Annotated in this window: 16 protein-coding genes and 1 riboswitch; of the genes, 3 read left to right on the top strand and 13 right to left on the bottom strand. The window is 34.1% G+C overall.

Features of this window, described 5'->3' with window-relative positions; genetic code table 11:
• Positions 1-81: 81 nt before the first annotated feature.
• Positions 82-216: riboswitch (FMN riboswitch) on the bottom strand.
• Positions 217-453: 237 nt separating this feature from the next.
• Complete coding sequence (locus NSS71_RS09630) at positions 454-1,230, bottom strand: M23 family metallopeptidase (protein WP_341151607.1); 777 nt, start codon at positions 1,228-1,230, stop codon at positions 454-456.
• Between the two features lie 754 nt (positions 1,231-1,984).
• Here NSS71_RS09630 and NSS71_RS09635 point away from each other — a divergent pair.
• On the top strand, positions 1,985-2,161 hold the full coding sequence (locus NSS71_RS09635; protein WP_235844472.1) for a hypothetical protein: 177 nt from the start codon (positions 1,985-1,987) through the stop codon (positions 2,159-2,161).
• 370 nt (positions 2,162-2,531) lie between these two features.
• Here NSS71_RS09635 and NSS71_RS09640 read toward each other — a convergent pair whose 3' ends face one another.
• The 11 genes from NSS71_RS09640 to NSS71_RS09690 form a co-directional block, all read right to left on the bottom strand.
• Positions 2,532-3,716 carry a GerMN domain-containing protein gene (locus tag NSS71_RS09640; protein WP_047940334.1) on the bottom strand — a complete coding sequence of 395 codons (1,185 nt, stop codon included), beginning with the start codon at positions 3,714-3,716 and terminating at the stop codon, positions 2,532-2,534.
• Positions 3,694-4,239: an RNA polymerase sigma factor SigX gene (gene sigX, locus NSS71_RS09645; protein WP_047940333.1), complete on the bottom strand. Its 546-nt coding sequence runs from the start codon at positions 4,237-4,239 to the stop codon at positions 3,694-3,696. Before sigX ends, NSS71_RS09640 begins: the two co-directional genes overlap by 23 nt.
• A 276-nt stretch (positions 4,240-4,515) precedes the next feature.
• Positions 4,516-6,288: an ATP-binding protein gene (locus tag NSS71_RS09650; RefSeq protein ID WP_095322326.1), complete on the bottom strand. Its 1,773-nt coding sequence runs from the start codon at positions 6,286-6,288 to the stop codon at positions 4,516-4,518.
• Positions 6,285-7,001 carry a response regulator transcription factor gene (locus NSS71_RS09655; RefSeq protein ID WP_047940331.1) on the bottom strand — a complete coding sequence of 239 codons (717 nt, stop codon included), beginning with the start codon at positions 6,999-7,001 and terminating at the stop codon, positions 6,285-6,287. The genes NSS71_RS09650 and NSS71_RS09655 overlap by 4 nt, the downstream gene beginning before the upstream one ends.
• Positions 7,002-7,341: 340 nt before the next feature.
• Positions 7,342-8,070 (bottom strand): 23S rRNA pseudouridine(2605) synthase RluB, encoded by a 729-nt coding sequence (gene rluB / locus NSS71_RS09660; RefSeq protein ID WP_047940330.1) that lies wholly within the window; start codon positions 8,068-8,070, stop codon positions 7,342-7,344.
• Positions 8,071-8,425: 355 nt separating this feature from the next.
• Entirely contained in the window at positions 8,426-8,959 is a 534-nt protein-coding gene (locus tag NSS71_RS09665; protein ID WP_095259116.1) for a spore maturation protein, read from the bottom strand.
• Positions 8,960-8,965: 6 nt separating this feature from the next.
• On the bottom strand, positions 8,966-9,553 hold the full coding sequence (locus NSS71_RS09670) for a nucleoside recognition domain-containing protein (protein WP_047940328.1): 588 nt from the start codon (positions 9,551-9,553) through the stop codon (positions 8,966-8,968).
• Entirely contained in the window at positions 9,546-10,697 is a 1,152-nt protein-coding gene (locus tag NSS71_RS09675) for a D-alanyl-D-alanine carboxypeptidase family protein (protein ID WP_341132650.1), read from the bottom strand. Before NSS71_RS09675 ends, NSS71_RS09670 begins: the two co-directional genes overlap by 8 nt.
• Before the next feature lie 170 nt (positions 10,698-10,867).
• A complete protein-coding gene (locus NSS71_RS09680) occupies positions 10,868-11,761 on the bottom strand; it encodes a superoxide dismutase (RefSeq protein ID WP_047940326.1) in 894 nt (297 codons plus the stop codon).
• A 223-nt stretch (positions 11,762-11,984) separates the two neighbouring features.
• Positions 11,985-12,566, bottom strand: a complete 582-nt coding sequence (gene scpB, locus NSS71_RS09685) for an SMC-Scp complex subunit ScpB (protein WP_047940325.1) — start codon at positions 12,564-12,566, stop codon at positions 11,985-11,987.
• Between the two features lie 4 nt (positions 12,567-12,570).
• The gene (locus tag NSS71_RS09690; protein WP_082138214.1) at positions 12,571-13,323 is read right to left on the bottom strand and encodes a segregation/condensation protein A; all 753 of its coding nucleotides are present in this window, start codon (positions 13,321-13,323) and stop codon (positions 12,571-12,573) included.
• Between the two features lie 210 nt (positions 13,324-13,533).
• Between NSS71_RS09690 and NSS71_RS09695 the strand changes: the two genes are divergently transcribed.
• Positions 13,534-14,061, top strand: a complete 528-nt coding sequence (locus NSS71_RS09695) for a DUF309 domain-containing protein (protein ID WP_047940324.1) — start codon at positions 13,534-13,536, stop codon at positions 14,059-14,061.
• A gap of 78 nt (positions 14,062-14,139) precedes the next feature.
• Here NSS71_RS09695 and NSS71_RS09700 read toward each other — a convergent pair whose 3' ends face one another.
• Positions 14,140-14,505 carry a GNAT family N-acetyltransferase gene (locus NSS71_RS09700; protein ID WP_047940323.1) on the bottom strand — a complete coding sequence of 122 codons (366 nt, stop codon included), beginning with the start codon at positions 14,503-14,505 and terminating at the stop codon, positions 14,140-14,142.
• Positions 14,506-15,349: 844 nt separating this feature from the next.
• On the opposite strand from NSS71_RS09700, the gene NSS71_RS09705 reads away from it, so the two are divergent.
• Positions 15,350-16,216, top strand: coding sequence for a DUF1002 domain-containing protein (locus NSS71_RS09705; protein WP_047940322.1), 867 nt, complete (start codon positions 15,350-15,352; stop codon positions 16,214-16,216).
• Positions 16,217-16,222: the final 6 nt, after the last annotated feature.

Consider the following 16,222-nt stretch of genomic DNA (forward strand, 5'->3'; position numbering starts at 1 on the left):
GCTCTAGAGACTTGAGGGAGTAATTAAAGGTACGCAAACTCAATAAACGTTCTTAACAGATAATTTGAACGATTGCAGAACCTCCATCTTCTCCCATCCAGACTTTACTGTCGGTTTTGGAATTTCACCAAATCAACCTACCGTAGTAGGGTCACGGACTTTGAGTACAAACTCATCACCGTCGGTCGGGAATTTCACCCTGCCCCGAAGATAGACCAATATTAATTTGTTTTATTACATAAGTTATTATACCCTAAGGAATAAATATTTGTGAAGAAGTTTGCTTATAATTTCAAATTTTGTTCATAAATTCACAAATATATGCCATTTAAACTCAAAAAGAGTTCACAAAATACTATTATATTTATTCCTTAAAAAAATAGTATCTTGTGAACTCTTTTCGCGGTTTTTCCTCCATAAAAGCGAAATTCTGTATCTTTCCATATATAGCTTCTATGTATAATCCTCGCTTGTTTCTCCTAAAAGATACTTACTACTTTTTAAATAAATACTTGCTTTTTTATAGGGTATTGTTGATAGTTCCGAGTTATTCTCTTCTATATTAATTTCCATTTCCTTAATACTTCTCCTTATGTATTCTTCTTCTAACTTCTTTTCTTCCTCGTGAACTAAGTTCGAATGTGGTGTGTGGGTAAGGTTTTCGGATGGCTCTGTTATGACAGCCTCACTCTCTTCCTCCACAGCTATTTTCACAGTCTGCCCTACCTCTACATCTCCTAAAACTAAAATTGGATTAATAGCATTTTCTTTTGCAACAGTCCACTCTTTATTATGTATTTCAAAATGTAAATGAACGCCAGAAGACTGTCCTGTATTGCCCATTTCACCAATTACTTCACCCTTTTTCACCAATTGCTTTTCCTTTACGAATCGTTTATTCAAATGAGCATAGACCGTTTCAAGATCATTTTTATGTTTAACAAAAACAACATTTCCATAAGATTGGGAATAATAAGATCTGGTTACAATTCCTTCATCAACTGCATAAACGTCCTCTCCCAAATCGCCTGCAATATCTATTCCTTTATGTGTACCATTTCTAGTATTAAAGGTATCCGTGATTATTCCTTCACTTGGCCATGTCCATGTTTTTGTTCGTTCCGCTAAGGAGAAAGACTGTGCTTGAGAATGCTTCCCTCCTAAAAACAATAAACTAATGAACAAAAGCATGATAGCAGCAATAAGTATTCTCCTAATATAGTCTCCCATTTGGTATCCTCCTATTCTGTCCGTGTTCAACAGCCTATTTATGACCGTTTTCAGTTGAATACTACCTATTCTCTTTTGGTTGTAAAGTATTGTATCAATGGTTTATAAAGAACTCTTCAAGAAGAGAAGGTTTCTTTAAAAAAGTACTTAACGCGCTATCCTATTCACTTATCTGCATTCTATGTAAGTTTTAACCGCCTGCAAAGATAGAAAAATTACTTGCAGGCAAGTTTCTATCTGTCCCTATCCAATCTTCTCTTTCAACTTATGAGTACATGTTAATGGTTAGAACTATAGAATGCATAGAGAAAAATGCATATCTATTTTTTATGTATGTGCCAATAGCTGATTTTAATTGGAAAAGAGACACGATATATTGTCTACATTCTTTCTGATTTTATTCTAAGGTAATAAAAAACTTCCATAAAAAAGGAATTTTACGATGAAGTCTAAGGAGGAGATTAACGTAAAAAAGAACAAAGCCATTAGCAGACCGCATATTGGATTTTCGATATTTTCTTTTTTATGTATAGATGACTATGGATATTCATACATAATTAATCAAAAAAAGATGCCTTCTTTCTGTAATTCTTATTGGAAACTAATTTGTAAATTTATGTTAAAACAAAATAGATGATAAGGAATTGTCCTTAACTATACTAACAAAAAGGAAAAAATTGTCTTTTAGGGAGTTAGGCATAAAAATAGTCAATTAATACTAGTAGTAACAAAGCTATTTAAAGGAGAGTTCTGTGTGAAAAAGAATATACAAAGGAGAAGTGGAAGCTTAACAGTTGTGAGTGTGACCGCTGGAGGAGTAGCGGGATGGGTAGTTAATACTAATTTAAGTATTATTAGCGATACTGACATGACTCATTTATATGGAATATCCATTTTTCAGGAGTTATTGTCGGTCTATTGTGGGATATAGCTGATAAGTTAAATAAAGATTATGCATCTCTATTTATATATCAGTTATCTTAAATTTCAATCATTTACTATTATAATTTTGTAGAGTGAAATGACAAAGCGGATCGGAGCTCGCCCAATGGAAAGCGAAGTATATTCAGTCTGCAGGTGATGAAAAAAAGCATTCTTTCTTAAATGAATAAAACCCAGAACAATTATACGAATTTTTTAGGATATACGTATAATTGTTCGGAGTTATATTTGTTGAAATACTTATGTCCCAACCCATCTTAATATGTTTTTTCTCTATATAAAGTGCTAAAGCACGTAAAATGAACTATTGTAATATTATCTCTAATATAACTTCACTAATACAAAAAAATTCTCTTTTATTATTGCTCAATATCAACTTTATTGGCGGCAACCGGAACATCTAATTCTTTCGTTAGCTCAAATCCACCTACTTCTTTAACATTGGTATTCTCAAACTTTACTGTAGAATATTTAAAATCTTTTGCTGTTAATAAAATGGACTCAATTGCATGTAATGTTTTTTGATCTTCTTCCATTTTACTTTCATTAGATAAATGAACAACTAATTCTCCCTTGCTCTCGTCTTTTGAAACCTTATCAATATCAATAGTATCAGGGATGGAAGCTGACAAACCATGTGTGTCTATATTATTTTCCATGGCATCAAAAGCATTTTCAATCGTATCATATGGCTTTTCCCAAGGCACATATAATGGTTGATCATCTTGTTCATCATTCTCTAAAAGAAAATATGCTCTATTCTCTAACGGTTTATACTCAATACTTGTTTCTTCGCGATTTCCTAGTACTGCTCCTAGTTTACCGTCTGTATAAAACTCCATTTTCTTGGCGCCAATGGTTTGTAGTTGCTGCTGAACCATTGTATTAAAAAAGTCTTCGGAATGAGAACCAAAATTTGAAATTCCCTGTTTCACATTTACTTCGATGTAATCATCTTTTAAATCATATGCAAACATCTCTGGACTAATTGGGAAATAGCTGCTTAACTGTTTGTTGACGCCGATTACTTTCTTCACGTTTTCCACATACAAATCAAATCTAGACAGCTTATTTGGATTTTCCACTAAAATGCTGACAGGAACAATGACTTGGACATTTTTATCTGGTATTGGGTACGTTAATAATTCTTGCTTTCCTACCTCATCCTCGTAAATAGCCGATGGGATGAGTGAAGTAGTGAGCCTTTCTCCTTGTTCATCTGTCATGTCATAATTTTCACTTTCAGCGGTTTCAGCTATATCATAGCTTTTATTTTTCATTTCAGCAGAATTATCAGCCATCTTGCTTTCACGCTTAAAAGAGTCCTCTCTATTACTATCAAAGAAGCTTTGACTAATAATGAACAGGAGCATAAGCGTACATACGGTCGCCAGTACGGGCATTATTCTTCGCGATTTCCGTTCGCTCTTCTTTTTCATTTGGATTGTACGATAGATAAATTCTGGACTTCTCTCATCTTTTATATATGGCATCTGTTTAAGCACCAGTTTTATTTTGTCATCATTCCACTTTTGTTTCGGCATAAGAATCCTCCTTTCCATCATACTCTTCTAAAAAGTTGCGCAGTGCTTTTAAGGCACGGTGCTGGGTTGTTTTCACCTTGCTTTCTGTCCATCCTAGTGCTTTGGCTGTTTCCGCAATAGATAATTCTTGAATATACCGAAACACAATAACCATTCGTTGGTCTACTGTACAATATTGTAAGGCATGATAAACACCTTTTACTTCTTCTGCTTGCAAGGTGATTTCTTCTGGCAGAAATCCTTCTGCTTTTACTTGCTGTTTCGACCAGTCGAATTTATCCATAATACGGTCTTTCCAATTTTTTTGTTTGCGAAAGTGGTCAATTGCGACATTTCTTGCAATACTAAATAACCAGGTTTTCTCAGAGCTTTTCCCCTCAAAGCGATGATAAGATTTAAGTACACGAATATAGACCTCTTGCATTAAATCTTCGGCCGTTTCTTTATGGTTTACCATATAAAATAAAAATTGAAAAACGTCATGATGATACTTATTATAGATTTCATCAAAAACGGAGTTCATCTCATTCCCTCCCCCGTTCACTATATTAGTCGTAAGTTTAACTTATTTAGTTTCACTACTTATATGTAATTATTCTAATTTCCTTTATCCCATTAGTACGTAAACACAAGAAAAGATGCCCTGAAAAGTTTGACCTCACAAGTTATATCTGTATGTAATAATTTCATACATACAAAATGGAAAAATAGCTTGCAGGGTCAAATACTTTTTTAGACACCCCATACGTTCTATTATGTTAAATTGTTTCTTGTGAATCAAGAAGAATCGCCACATTCTCTAATTTTCTTCTTTATTTCGAGGTAAAAAGATAAAAAATGTCGTTCCTCGACCATATTTACTATAAACAGATATATCTCCCCCATGGGAATCAATAATATTTTTGACAATAGCTAATCCCAAGCCTGTCCCAGCATTACCTCTTGTTCTAGCTTTATCTGCTTTATAAAAGCGCTCGAAGACATATGGTAAATCTTCCTCTGGAATTCCAGAACCGGTATCCTCTACTTCTAGATACACTCCATAATCATCCGATCTGCCTCTTAAAAAAACTGTTCCACCACTTGGTGTATGGCGCATACTATTATCCATTATATTGGTTAGAACTTGTTCGATACGATCTGGATCAAGTTCGTACTCCCCAATATCCTCCGATATAGAGACAGTAAAGGTGATTTCTTTTTCTTTAGCGATGGCATTAAACTTTCTCGCTACCCGATTAATATATGGGTATAGATCAATTGTTTCCTTCCTTAATTCAAGATAACCTGTTTCCATTCTGGCTAAATCTAAAAATTCATTGACTAAACGACCCATACGTAATGATTCATCATAAATAATTCGAGCCATCTCTCTCTTTTCTTCCTCTGACTCAGCAATATTATCGACAATCGCTTCACTGTATCCTTGTAACATACTTATAGGTGTTCTTAATTCGTGAGAAATATTGGCTATAAAATCGATCCGTAGCTTGTCTAATTTACGTTCCTCTGTCATGTCGCGAATGACGACAATCGCTCCTCTAATATCCTTCTTATCATATAAAGGGCTGACAATCATTACCCAGTTTCTTCCCTGTAAAGTGATTTCATCTATTTGTTCATTACCAGTATGAACAGCAAGCTGGAACAATTTACGTAATTCTTCTGGGATTTGTGCTTGCATATCACTTAATTCGCCTTTTTCATAATACCAATGCTGCAAAAATTTCTCAGCAGGAGGATTCGTAAGCAATAAACTACCATTTCGATTAAGGGTTAGCACTCCGTCTGCCATTCCACTTAGTATATTATCTAACTGCTCCTTTTCTTGACTTAAGGCGTTCATATTAAAATTTAACCTTTTCGCCATTTCATTAAATGCGATGGAAAGTTCGCCAATTTCATCCTGTGCCATAATGGGAACCTTAGCTGCAAAATTACCTTGGGCAACTTCAAATGCAGCTTCTCTCATCTTCCTTAACGGAGCAGTAATCCTTGTTAGTAGGAAAAAAGCAAAAATCGTTGTTAGAATAATCGCAATAACAGCTGCTAACACAATAAATTTGGCGGTAGATTGTTTAGATTCATTCATCGATTGTAAGGACTGATAAATAAAAACAGCTCCATCCTCTCCATTCACATGGAGAGGGGATCCGACAATCGCTACTTGTTCAGGTGTATTGTCTTTATTGTTTAATTCTGTCCTTACAACTGCTGTCTTATTGCTTGTCATCACCTTGTTTAAGTCTTCATTGCCCTGTATGAAAGAATAAGAAAGTTCTTGCAAGCCACTCTCTGGATAATAATACACTTGATCTGGAGAGGAAACGATGACAGCTCCTGTTGAATGATCAAGTAGTTCTCCTACAATTTCCAAACCTATTTGATTATTATGCTCTTTCATTATTTCCGATATTTTTGTGGCGGTATTTGTTAATTCTGTTTCCGTCTGCTCGGTATAATACTGCTCAAAATACTCAAGAAGCATAATTGTTAGAATCGTTAATACAACGGAGACCAACAATAAAAAAGTAATCCAAAGCTTAAATACTACACTCCGCCAAAACTTCATCCATTGTTAACCTCAAACTTATATCCTACTCCCCAAACTGTTACAATCATGCTTGCTGCTTCTTCTGATACACGGTTTAACTTTTCTCTTAATCGTTTAACATGTGTATCAACCGTTCTTAAATCACCGAAAAATTCATAATGCCATACTTCTTTTAAGAGTAATTCTCTATCGAATACTTTATCTGGTGACTTAGCTAAGAAATATAGCAGTTCATATTCTTTTGGAGTTAAACTTACCTCTTTCCCACTAGCCAATACGCGGTGTGCATCATGATCAATAGTCAATGCTGGAAAGATGATGACATCTTTTGAAGAACTATCGCTTTGCTCAAAAGTCGTTTTGGTAGAGCGGCGTAATAAAGCTTTTACTCGCAGAACAACCTCTCTTGGACTAAATGGCTTTACGATATAGTCGTCTGTTCCGACTTCAAATCCTTGAACTCTATTTACTTCTTCTCCCTTGGCTGTAAGCATAATTACTGGAGTAGTCTTCTTTTCTCTTAGCTCCTTGCATACCTCCATACCATCTTTACCAGGCATCATTAGATCGAGTAAGATAACATCATAATCTGTGTTTAATGCCTTAGAAAGAGCGCTCATTCCGTCTTCCGCTTCTTCCACAATAAACTCTTCTCTTTCTAAGTACATCTTTAGAAGACGTCTAATTCTTTCTTCGTCATCTACCACTAGGATTTTTATTTCTTTCTCCATCGTTCATACCCTCCTAACAAAAATACACGAAACGATTATCTTTTTTATTGTTTCGTTAGCTGCATGTATAAATAAATGCCATGTCTATTTGTAATAGCTATTTATCTTATCGTTTATTATTTATACTGCATTTCTCCAATAACATTGTAATTTATATAAATGATTTATCTAATCTTCCACAATTATTATAGCATTATTATCATGTAGATATTGTTATCATCCATTGCAATATGTGAAACTTTTATGAACATTTTTGTGTAATTTCTGTCGTATTAAGTAGGTAAACATTGTTATGCAATACAAGGATATAGACGCTGGAGAATACGAAAATATATACAGTTTATCCTTTTTTCTTTTGCGCTTCTGCTCTTAGTAATTTCACTTCATGTGCAGTTAATTCACGAGCATCTCCAGGCTGCAAGCCATTTAAATTTAGGAATGAATATCTTTCCCTTTTTAATTTCATTACAGGTGTTCCAATCGCTTCAAACATTCTTCTGACTTGGCGGTTTCTTCCTTCGTGAATCTTCAGTTCGACAATACTTGTTCCTTTTTTCTTATCAACAGAGAGAATTTTCGCCTTGGCAGGGGCTGTTTTTCCATCCTCTAGCATAATCCCTCTTTCGAGTTGCTTTACTTTCTCACGAGCAGGGATGCCTTTGACTTTTGCAACATATACCTTCTCAATTTCTCCTTTTGGATGCATCATAAGGTTTGCAAATTCCCCGTCATTTGTTAAAAGAATGATACCTGAAGTATCATAGTCTAATCGTCCTATAGGATAAATTCTTGCTTCAATCTCAGAAAAATAATCCGTTACAACTTTTCTTCCTTTATCATCATTGACACTAGAAATTACCCCTCTTGGTTTATAAAGGATAAAATAAACTGGTTCTTCCCTCTCAACAGGAATTCCACTTACCTCAATTTTATCATTAGAACCTACTTTCACACCTAGTTCTTTCACTGTTTTCCCATTAACTTTTACTTTTCCGTCAAGAATTAATTCCTCTGCTTTTCTTCTTGATGCAATTCCAGCGTGTGCAATTACTTTTTGTAGTCTTTCCATCTAAATCACCTCATCCAATTTCTCAACAGTAAAAAATGATTGATCATATTACAAAATATTTTATAAGCGTTTATTTTTTATCCTATTATGAAAATAGACTAATTTCAAAACCTTGATCGTTCTTTTTTTGCCATTCCTATGAATTATGACATAAATGGACGAAATTTCAAAGAAATCTTTAAAATTAGGGATCTACTCATTAAATAAGAATTTTTATATAGTTGGTTGTTATTTTTTCTCATTAACCTTAACAATCTTTTAGAACTCTCATAGAAAGAGAAAGAATCTGCCATACAACAAAAAAATGCCTTAGGAAAAGTTCCAATACCCAAACTTTCCCTAAGACATTTTATGATTATTTACCAAACATTAAAGTTACAACTACAATTGCAGCAATAAATCCAATAAGATCCGCTAGTAATCCAACTTTCAAGGCATCCCCCATTTTCTTTATCCCTACTGCCCCAAAATAAACGGTCAATACATAAAGAGTGGTATCGGTGCTTCCTTGTATGACAGATGCAAGCCTGCCGATAAAGGAATCTGGACCATATGTTGCGATTAAATCACTTGTCATTCCCAATGCTGCATTTCCTGATATTGGTCTTATAATTGCTAATGGTGCTACTTCGGAGGGAACGCCGATAAAGTCTAATACAGGCTTAAGAAAACTCATAAAAAATTCTAATGCCCCAGATGCGCGAAAAATGGAGATAGAAACAAGCATTCCAACTAAATAGGGAATGATGGAGAACGCAATTTGTATTCCTTCTTTTCCACCTTCAACAAAGCTTTCATATGTTGGAACCTTTTTAAATGTTCCATACAGTAAAATAAACCCGATGAGGGAAGGAATCATCCACAATGAAATTAAAGATACTATCTCCATCACTCATCACCCTTTTCTCATTCTCTTATGGTAAAAATAGCGATCAATTAAAATCCCGCCTATACAGGAGAAAATGGTTGCAATAATTGTTGGGCCTACTATATCTGTCGGAGAAGCAGAATGGTAATTCATTCTGATAGCAATAACTGTTGTCGGAATTAAAGTAATACATGACGTATTTAAGGCAAGAAAAGTAATCATACTGTTACTTGCTGAATTCTTGCCCCCATTCAATCTTTTCAATTCTTCCATTGCTTTAATCCCTAGAGGTGTTGCAGCATTACCTAACCCAAATATATTAGCAATCATATTCGATAATATATACCCCATTGCTGGGTGGTTTTTTGGAACCTCGGGAAAAAGCTTTGCTACTATTGGTCTAAATAGATTTGTAAGCTTTTGAAGTAACCCAGCCTGTTCTGCTATTTTCATCATCCCCAGCCAAAAAACCAAAACACTTATAAGCCCAATACATATTGTTACCGCTTCTTTTGCTCCAGAAAAAATCGCTTTATTTACTTCATCCATCGTTCCATTAACTGCTGCAAAAACAATTCCTATAATAGCTAGCGCTGCCCAAATATAATTAACCATGCTTGCCAACCCCAGTCATTGCTGTAAACATATTCTTAAAATAATCTAGAAAGCTTTTTGATTCTTTTGCCTTAGTGTTTTTAAAATGAATAGGAACACTATCTACAAGTTTACTATCTAAATATATTTTTGCTTCTCCTACTATTTCAGGTACTTCCTCCTGATTTTTTTCCCATTCTTTCTTCACCTTTGTCAAACTATACTCAACCTTAAATAAATCTTCTTCTTTCTCTGTCACTGGGTATTCTAAATCAGACTTTATATATACTTTATTTTTATAAAATTTATTTTTAACTGTTTTTATTTTCCCTTCCTCAAGTACCTGCACTTTTTTATATGTTTTAAACGCGGTTTCAAACATATTAATATGATCATCCCAGTCATCCGGATCATTTAACGTTACTGCTATATATTCTACTCCATCCTTTTCCGCTGTACTGACCAATGTTCTTTTTGCTCTCTTTGTATACCCTGTTTTTCCTCCTGTTGAATGTTCATATAGACTTGTTAAAAGTTTGTTTTTGTTCCTCCAGACCCGATCCCACTCATTGTTTGTACTTTCCGAACGATAGCTTTTTGTCCCAGCAATTTTTTTATATGTATCATTATTCATTGCGTAACGGGTAAGCAGTGCCATATCGTAAGCTGTAGAATAATGGTCTTCATGATCATCAAGTCCATGGGGATTAGCAAAATGAGTGTTTTTCATGCCGATTTCTTCTGCTTTTTGATTCATTAAATAGACGAAGCCATCTAGACTTCCACCAACAGTTTCAGCAATAGCAACTGCGGCATCATTTCCTGAGCGAAGCATCAATCCATATACAAGATCTTCAAGCTTAATTTTTTCCCCTTCCTGTAAGTAGATAGATGATCCTTCCGTTCTAATTGCATTACTACTAACAGTCACTGTATCCTCTAATTTTCCAGACTCCACCGCAAGGAGCGCGGTCATTATTTTTGTTATACTAGCAATCCTTCTTTTTGTATGTGCGTCCTTTTCAAAAATAACTCGTCCAGAATCTTGTTCCATTAATATCGCACTTTGTGCACTTACATACATTTGTGCACTGCTTTTTTGGGGAATAGCGAGAAACAGAATGGAGGTAATGATTGTAAGAATAATAAGTTTACGTAATTTCATTTAACACAACCTCGTCTCCTTTAATGGTTTGTACAAGTTTATGAAAAAAAAGACAAGCATATGACTAATAAATAGAGCTTCCTAGCAAATAAAATATGCAGTCCTAAAAGGGACTGCATATTTTATAGCATATATCTCTGTTATTTTTAAATTATAGTTATGACTTCCCTTTAATAGGGGCGCCATTTCAATTCACTTGCTTTTAAAAATCGATTTTCAACATCTTTCCAATTAACAATGTTCCACCAATTATCTACATAATCGCCTCTATTGTTTTTGTATTGCAAATAGTATGCATGTTCCCAAACATCAAGTACTAATAATGGAATGGTGTCCCACTGGGTTAACAGCATATGTCGTTCGGATTGAAGAACTTCTAGGCGCCTTGCTCTTGGAGACCATACTAAAAGCGCCCAACCAACACCTTCCACCGCTTTTGCTGCTTCTGAAAAGTGATTTTTAAAAGCATTAAAACTACCAAAATAGCTCCTTATTTCCTCCATTAATGCACCTTTGGGCTTGCCTCCACCATTAGGGCTCATATTATTCCAAAAAATTGTATGGAGATAATGTCCTGAACCATGAAATGCCAGCTCTCTAGACCAATGTTTCACAAGGGCAAAATCATTATTTTTTCTTGCCTCTTTTAGTTTCTCTTCTGCCTTATTCAGTCCTGTCACATAGGATTGATGATGCTTTTGATGATGGAGCTCCATAATCTCCTTTGAAATATAAGGTTCTAGGGCATCATAAGCATATGCTAACTGCGGCAATTGATGCTCTCCTGCTGCAATTGTCGGCTCCTTTATAAATATTGTTCCAAGCTGTTGTCTTTGGGCAAAATAGCTTTCCATTTGTTCATGAAGCTCTTCTGCTTCATGCTGAATTCTAATTAATTCCTCTGTTTCAATTGGTTTTCTTTGAACACCTTCCATTAACTGCGAAAATTTATCAAGCCTTTTCCAAATACTCTCTTCCTTTTGAACTTCTTCCGATTCTAATAACTGCTTTAATTCCTGGTTCCAAATTAACACATTTCTAACATATTCATTATAACTACTCATCTATGTGCCAACTCCATTTCCTCCATTATCGTTCTTATAAAAGGTATGATAAAAGGATGAGCATCATGTCTTTAAATTACCTCTTTACTGATCTTGTTGGATGTACTCTATGGTAGTTTTTCTTAAATGCGTGGAATTTGGACACAATTATTCGAGCAAAAGATAAACCTTCTTTTTTAAAATAATAAAAAAGTATCTAAGCCACTGCCTAGATACTCCTTTTTTATTCTTCTATTTGCTGAAACGATTCAAAAAACAAATCAGCCTCTTCTTGATTAAACTCTTCTTCCTTTTCTGTCAATGGAGGTAATTCCCCAATATTCTTTAATCCGAAGTGATCCAAGAATTCTTTGGTTGTTCCATATAGAATGGCTCTTCCCGCTCCCTCTGCTCTACCCACTTCTTTAATGAGCGCTTTTGCTGAAAGCGTATGAAGAGGTCTTTCCGTTTTCACCCCTCTAATTTCCTCAATTTCTGCACGTGTAATCGGCTGCTTATATGCAATGATTGCCAATGTTTCAAGAGCTGCCTGTGATAAGGTAGATGCATGTGGGGATTCCACTAACTTTTTTAGATAATCCGAATGCTCTTTCTTTGTGGCAAATTGATACGTACCAGCGATTTCAATAATAGAAATTCCTCTTGTTTTATCCTTACGATAATTTTTTATTAGCTCATCTATTAATTGTTCTACTTCTAATTGCTCCATATCTAAAACATGCATTAATTGCTTGATCGTTAATCCTTCATCTCCCGCGGCAAAGAGAAGACTTTCAACGATTGCTTTCCAATCATTCACTTTCAATCTGTTATTCAACTTCCTTTCCCATTACAAAAATATCTGCAAAGTTTCCTTCTTGTTCTACAAATATTTGTCGACGCTTTAAAAGTTCTAAAATTGCCAAAAAAGTCACGACAATATGTGATTTTGTGGCGACTGGAAAAAGGTCTTCAAAAGATGTTCTCTCTCTTCTAGTTCTTAAAAACCCGACAATTTCTTCCATTCGACTTTCTATTGGAATTTCTTGCCGCGTGATTTTTGTTGCTAACGGTGACTGTAACTTTTTACGTTTTAGCAATTTTTGAAAGGCAGCAAGCATATCATATAAAGAAACATCTAACTCTTGTTTGATGCTTTCTTCATTACTTACGTTAAAATCTGATAAATCACTTGGAGGTCTCGTAAATATAAGCCCTCTTTCCAATTCCATCTCTTTTAGATCATCTGCAGCCTCTTTAAATTTACGATATTCTACTAACCTCTCAATTAGCTCTTCTCGCGAATCTTCTTCCGGCTCATACATTAAATCGTCATCTAATAACTCTTCTTCATGCTTTGGTAAAAGCATTTTACTCTTAATCGCTAAAAGAGTTGCTGCCATCACCAAAAATTCACTCGCTACGTCTAATTGTAACACTTGCATGGCATGAACATAATCTAAATATTGTTCGGTAATTTCTGCGACGTTAATATCATAAATATCAATTTCCAATTTATTGATTAAATGAAGAAGTAAATCTAATGGTCCTTCAAAACTATCAATTTTCACATTATATTGCATTATTCTCACCAAAATCCTAATAGAATCCCTTTAACTTAATAATGATAGTATTAATATAAACGAAACACAATAGTTATCCAACAGAAAAATCACCATTTCCCTAATTTTAAGTCTTATCGTTACATTTTTTATCATTTATCGATATAATAACAGACATGTAATGGATCCTTTAACCCCATTTTAATTTCAGTAAAGAATAAGGAGATAATAATGTATCCAAATGAATATATAGAGTTTCTTGTACATTTTCATTGCGATCAAGATTATTTTGAGTGTCATGAAATTTTAGAGGAATATTGGAAAAAAGTCGATAGTGGCAATAAAGATTCTATTTGGGTAGGATTTATTCTCTTAGCAGTATCTGCCTATCATCATCGCCGAAAAAATTTTAAAGGAGCAGAAAAAACGCTTATAAAAAGTATGCAGTTATTAGAAAAGAAGCAGGAAATAATTAAGAAATTAGGTCTCGATGCCTCAAAATTACTTCTTTTATTAAAGCTACAAGAAAAGCATATTAAACAGCATCATGCCTTCTGTACCTATCATTTACCATTTACAGACCCTAACTTAGAAATGAACTGTATCGAATCAGCACATATAAAGGGACTGAAATGGAAAAATAGTGAGCCCGTTCCTTTTGAAATCATTCATCGTCATATAAGCCGAGATAGAAGTATGGTTATAAAGGAACGAGAAAACGCACTGCTTCTAAGAAAACAAAAGGATAAGCACCTTTAATAGTGCCGTCCTTATCACAAAAGAGGTGTTTTCTTAAAGAACCAATTCAATGGATTCTTCCTAGAAAACACCTCTTTTTTATTTATCTACTTGAACACCATCGTTACACTTAGATAAAAAATTGACAATTAATTCATTTGATTTTAATGTACGGTTCGGATAAAGACCTTTAACAGCTTGAACCATAGCTTTTCCAACACCTTGATGGCGATGAGATGGATTAACAGTTATATGCTGGATGGTAATGGAAGATTCATCTTCAAAGATAACGCCTATTAAGCCAATAATATCTTCCTCTTCCTTCCATAAAAATAATTGCCAATTTTCTTCCGACTCATATTGTTTAATTGTTTGTTGTAATACTTTTAAATCTTTTTCTGCAGGCATAAAAGAAAGCAATCCCATTGCAATCTTTTCAAATGCCTTTTTATATCGAATAATCATTAATATCCCTCATTATTTTTAAAACATATTCACTAACAGTTTTCCCATCAAAAATAAGATTCAATCAATCTCCTGATGTTAAATTAAAAATTTTTCATCTGTACGAAACTGAAACGAATTTTTACCATCCTCTTCCTTTTTGTAAGAATCATTTAGGACCGCCCCAAAAATATGATAAATGTTATTGGTTCTATCATACATAAATTAGCGGTATTCTTCAATGAAAATCTTTTAAGCATAAGGATTCATTCTATCCATGCCAAATTACCCTTATAGAGATAATACTATTTATCCAAGTCTTTCTTCCGTATACATCTTTGAAGAGAATTTTTTGAGGACTTCTAAAATTCTGCTTGTCCCTCCTCGTCTTCATTTCTAAATAGCTAGCCACTAAATATTTTAAACATTTATTACTATTACCGTTCCCTTTACTAGCTTTACTTCTTAATATTCCTGCCCGTTGATTGCTTTCTTGTTAGCCCGAACAAAGCAACTCTGAATTCTATACATAAAGATATTGAGAAAATAACTATCTAGCTTCTAAAAGGAAAAAACCTTTACTTTCCAATCTAAATCAAATTATTTACCACTTTAAATTTATTTAATACTATATAAAATATGCATATATATGTTAAAAAGCTACACAAAAACTTCATTTTTTCAGGAGTTACGGTGAATAATAAAGGGAAAGAAGACAATAAAACTAAAATAAGAAACTTATTGTAGTTGAATTACGTCTATTAGATGTAGTTATTTTAGATCACGGAAATTTATGCTATTTTATCAAATATGGATAGCGCTACTTTTCACCTAGTTCTGCAGAAGGAAAACAGGAGGTAAACGAATGAAAAAAAATAAATGGATATGGATGGTTCTAGCTTTCTTACTATTAATACCGATTCCAGCTTATGCTGATGTAGCAGTTGGGGACATGATTGTTACACTTGGTGAAAACTTAACAGCCGAACAAAAACAGCTTTTATTAACTGAAATGAAAGCACCTGAAGATGCAGAAATTATTACTGTTTCTAATAAAGAAGAGCATCAATATTTAGGAAAGTACATTTCAAAATCGTTAATTGGTACTAGAGCAATCTCTTCTTCGGCCATTACAATCGGGGACAAAGGTACTGGAATTCAAGTTACTACCAAAAATATTAATTGGGTCACGGACGAAATGTATATTAATGCCTTGATTACTGCCGGGGTAAAGGATGCAAAAATTTATATTACTGCGCCTATTGAAGTTTCTGGTACAGCTGCATTAACAGGAATTATTAAAGCATACGAAGTCTCTACAGATACTGTTATCCCAGAAGACGTAAAGCAAGCTGCCAATGAAGAGATGGTGGAGACAGCTAATTTAGGGGAAGATATTGGCCAAGAGGAAGCCACTGCTTTAATGGCTAAAGTGAAGGAGCAAATAGCAGAGCAAAAACCAAAAACAGTTGAAGAAATACAAACAATTATTCAAGATTCTGCTAAAGAATTAAATATCAGTTTAACGGATGAACAGCTTCAAAGTCTTATTTCCTTCTTTAATAAATTAAAAGAACTTAATATTGACTGGAATCAAGTTGGAAATCAGCTGAGTGAAGCAAAGGATAAATTAACGGGCTATTTAGAAAGCGAAGAAGGAAAAGGATTTTTAGCAAAGATTAAAGAAGTCTTTACAAGTATTGTTGAAGCAATCAAATCTTTCTTCTCTTAACTATTA

Origin of the sequence: Niallia sp. FSL W8-0951 (genome assembly GCF_038006525.1) — a bacterium.
GTDB lineage: Bacteria > Bacillota > Bacilli > Bacillales > Cytobacillaceae > Niallia > Niallia circulans.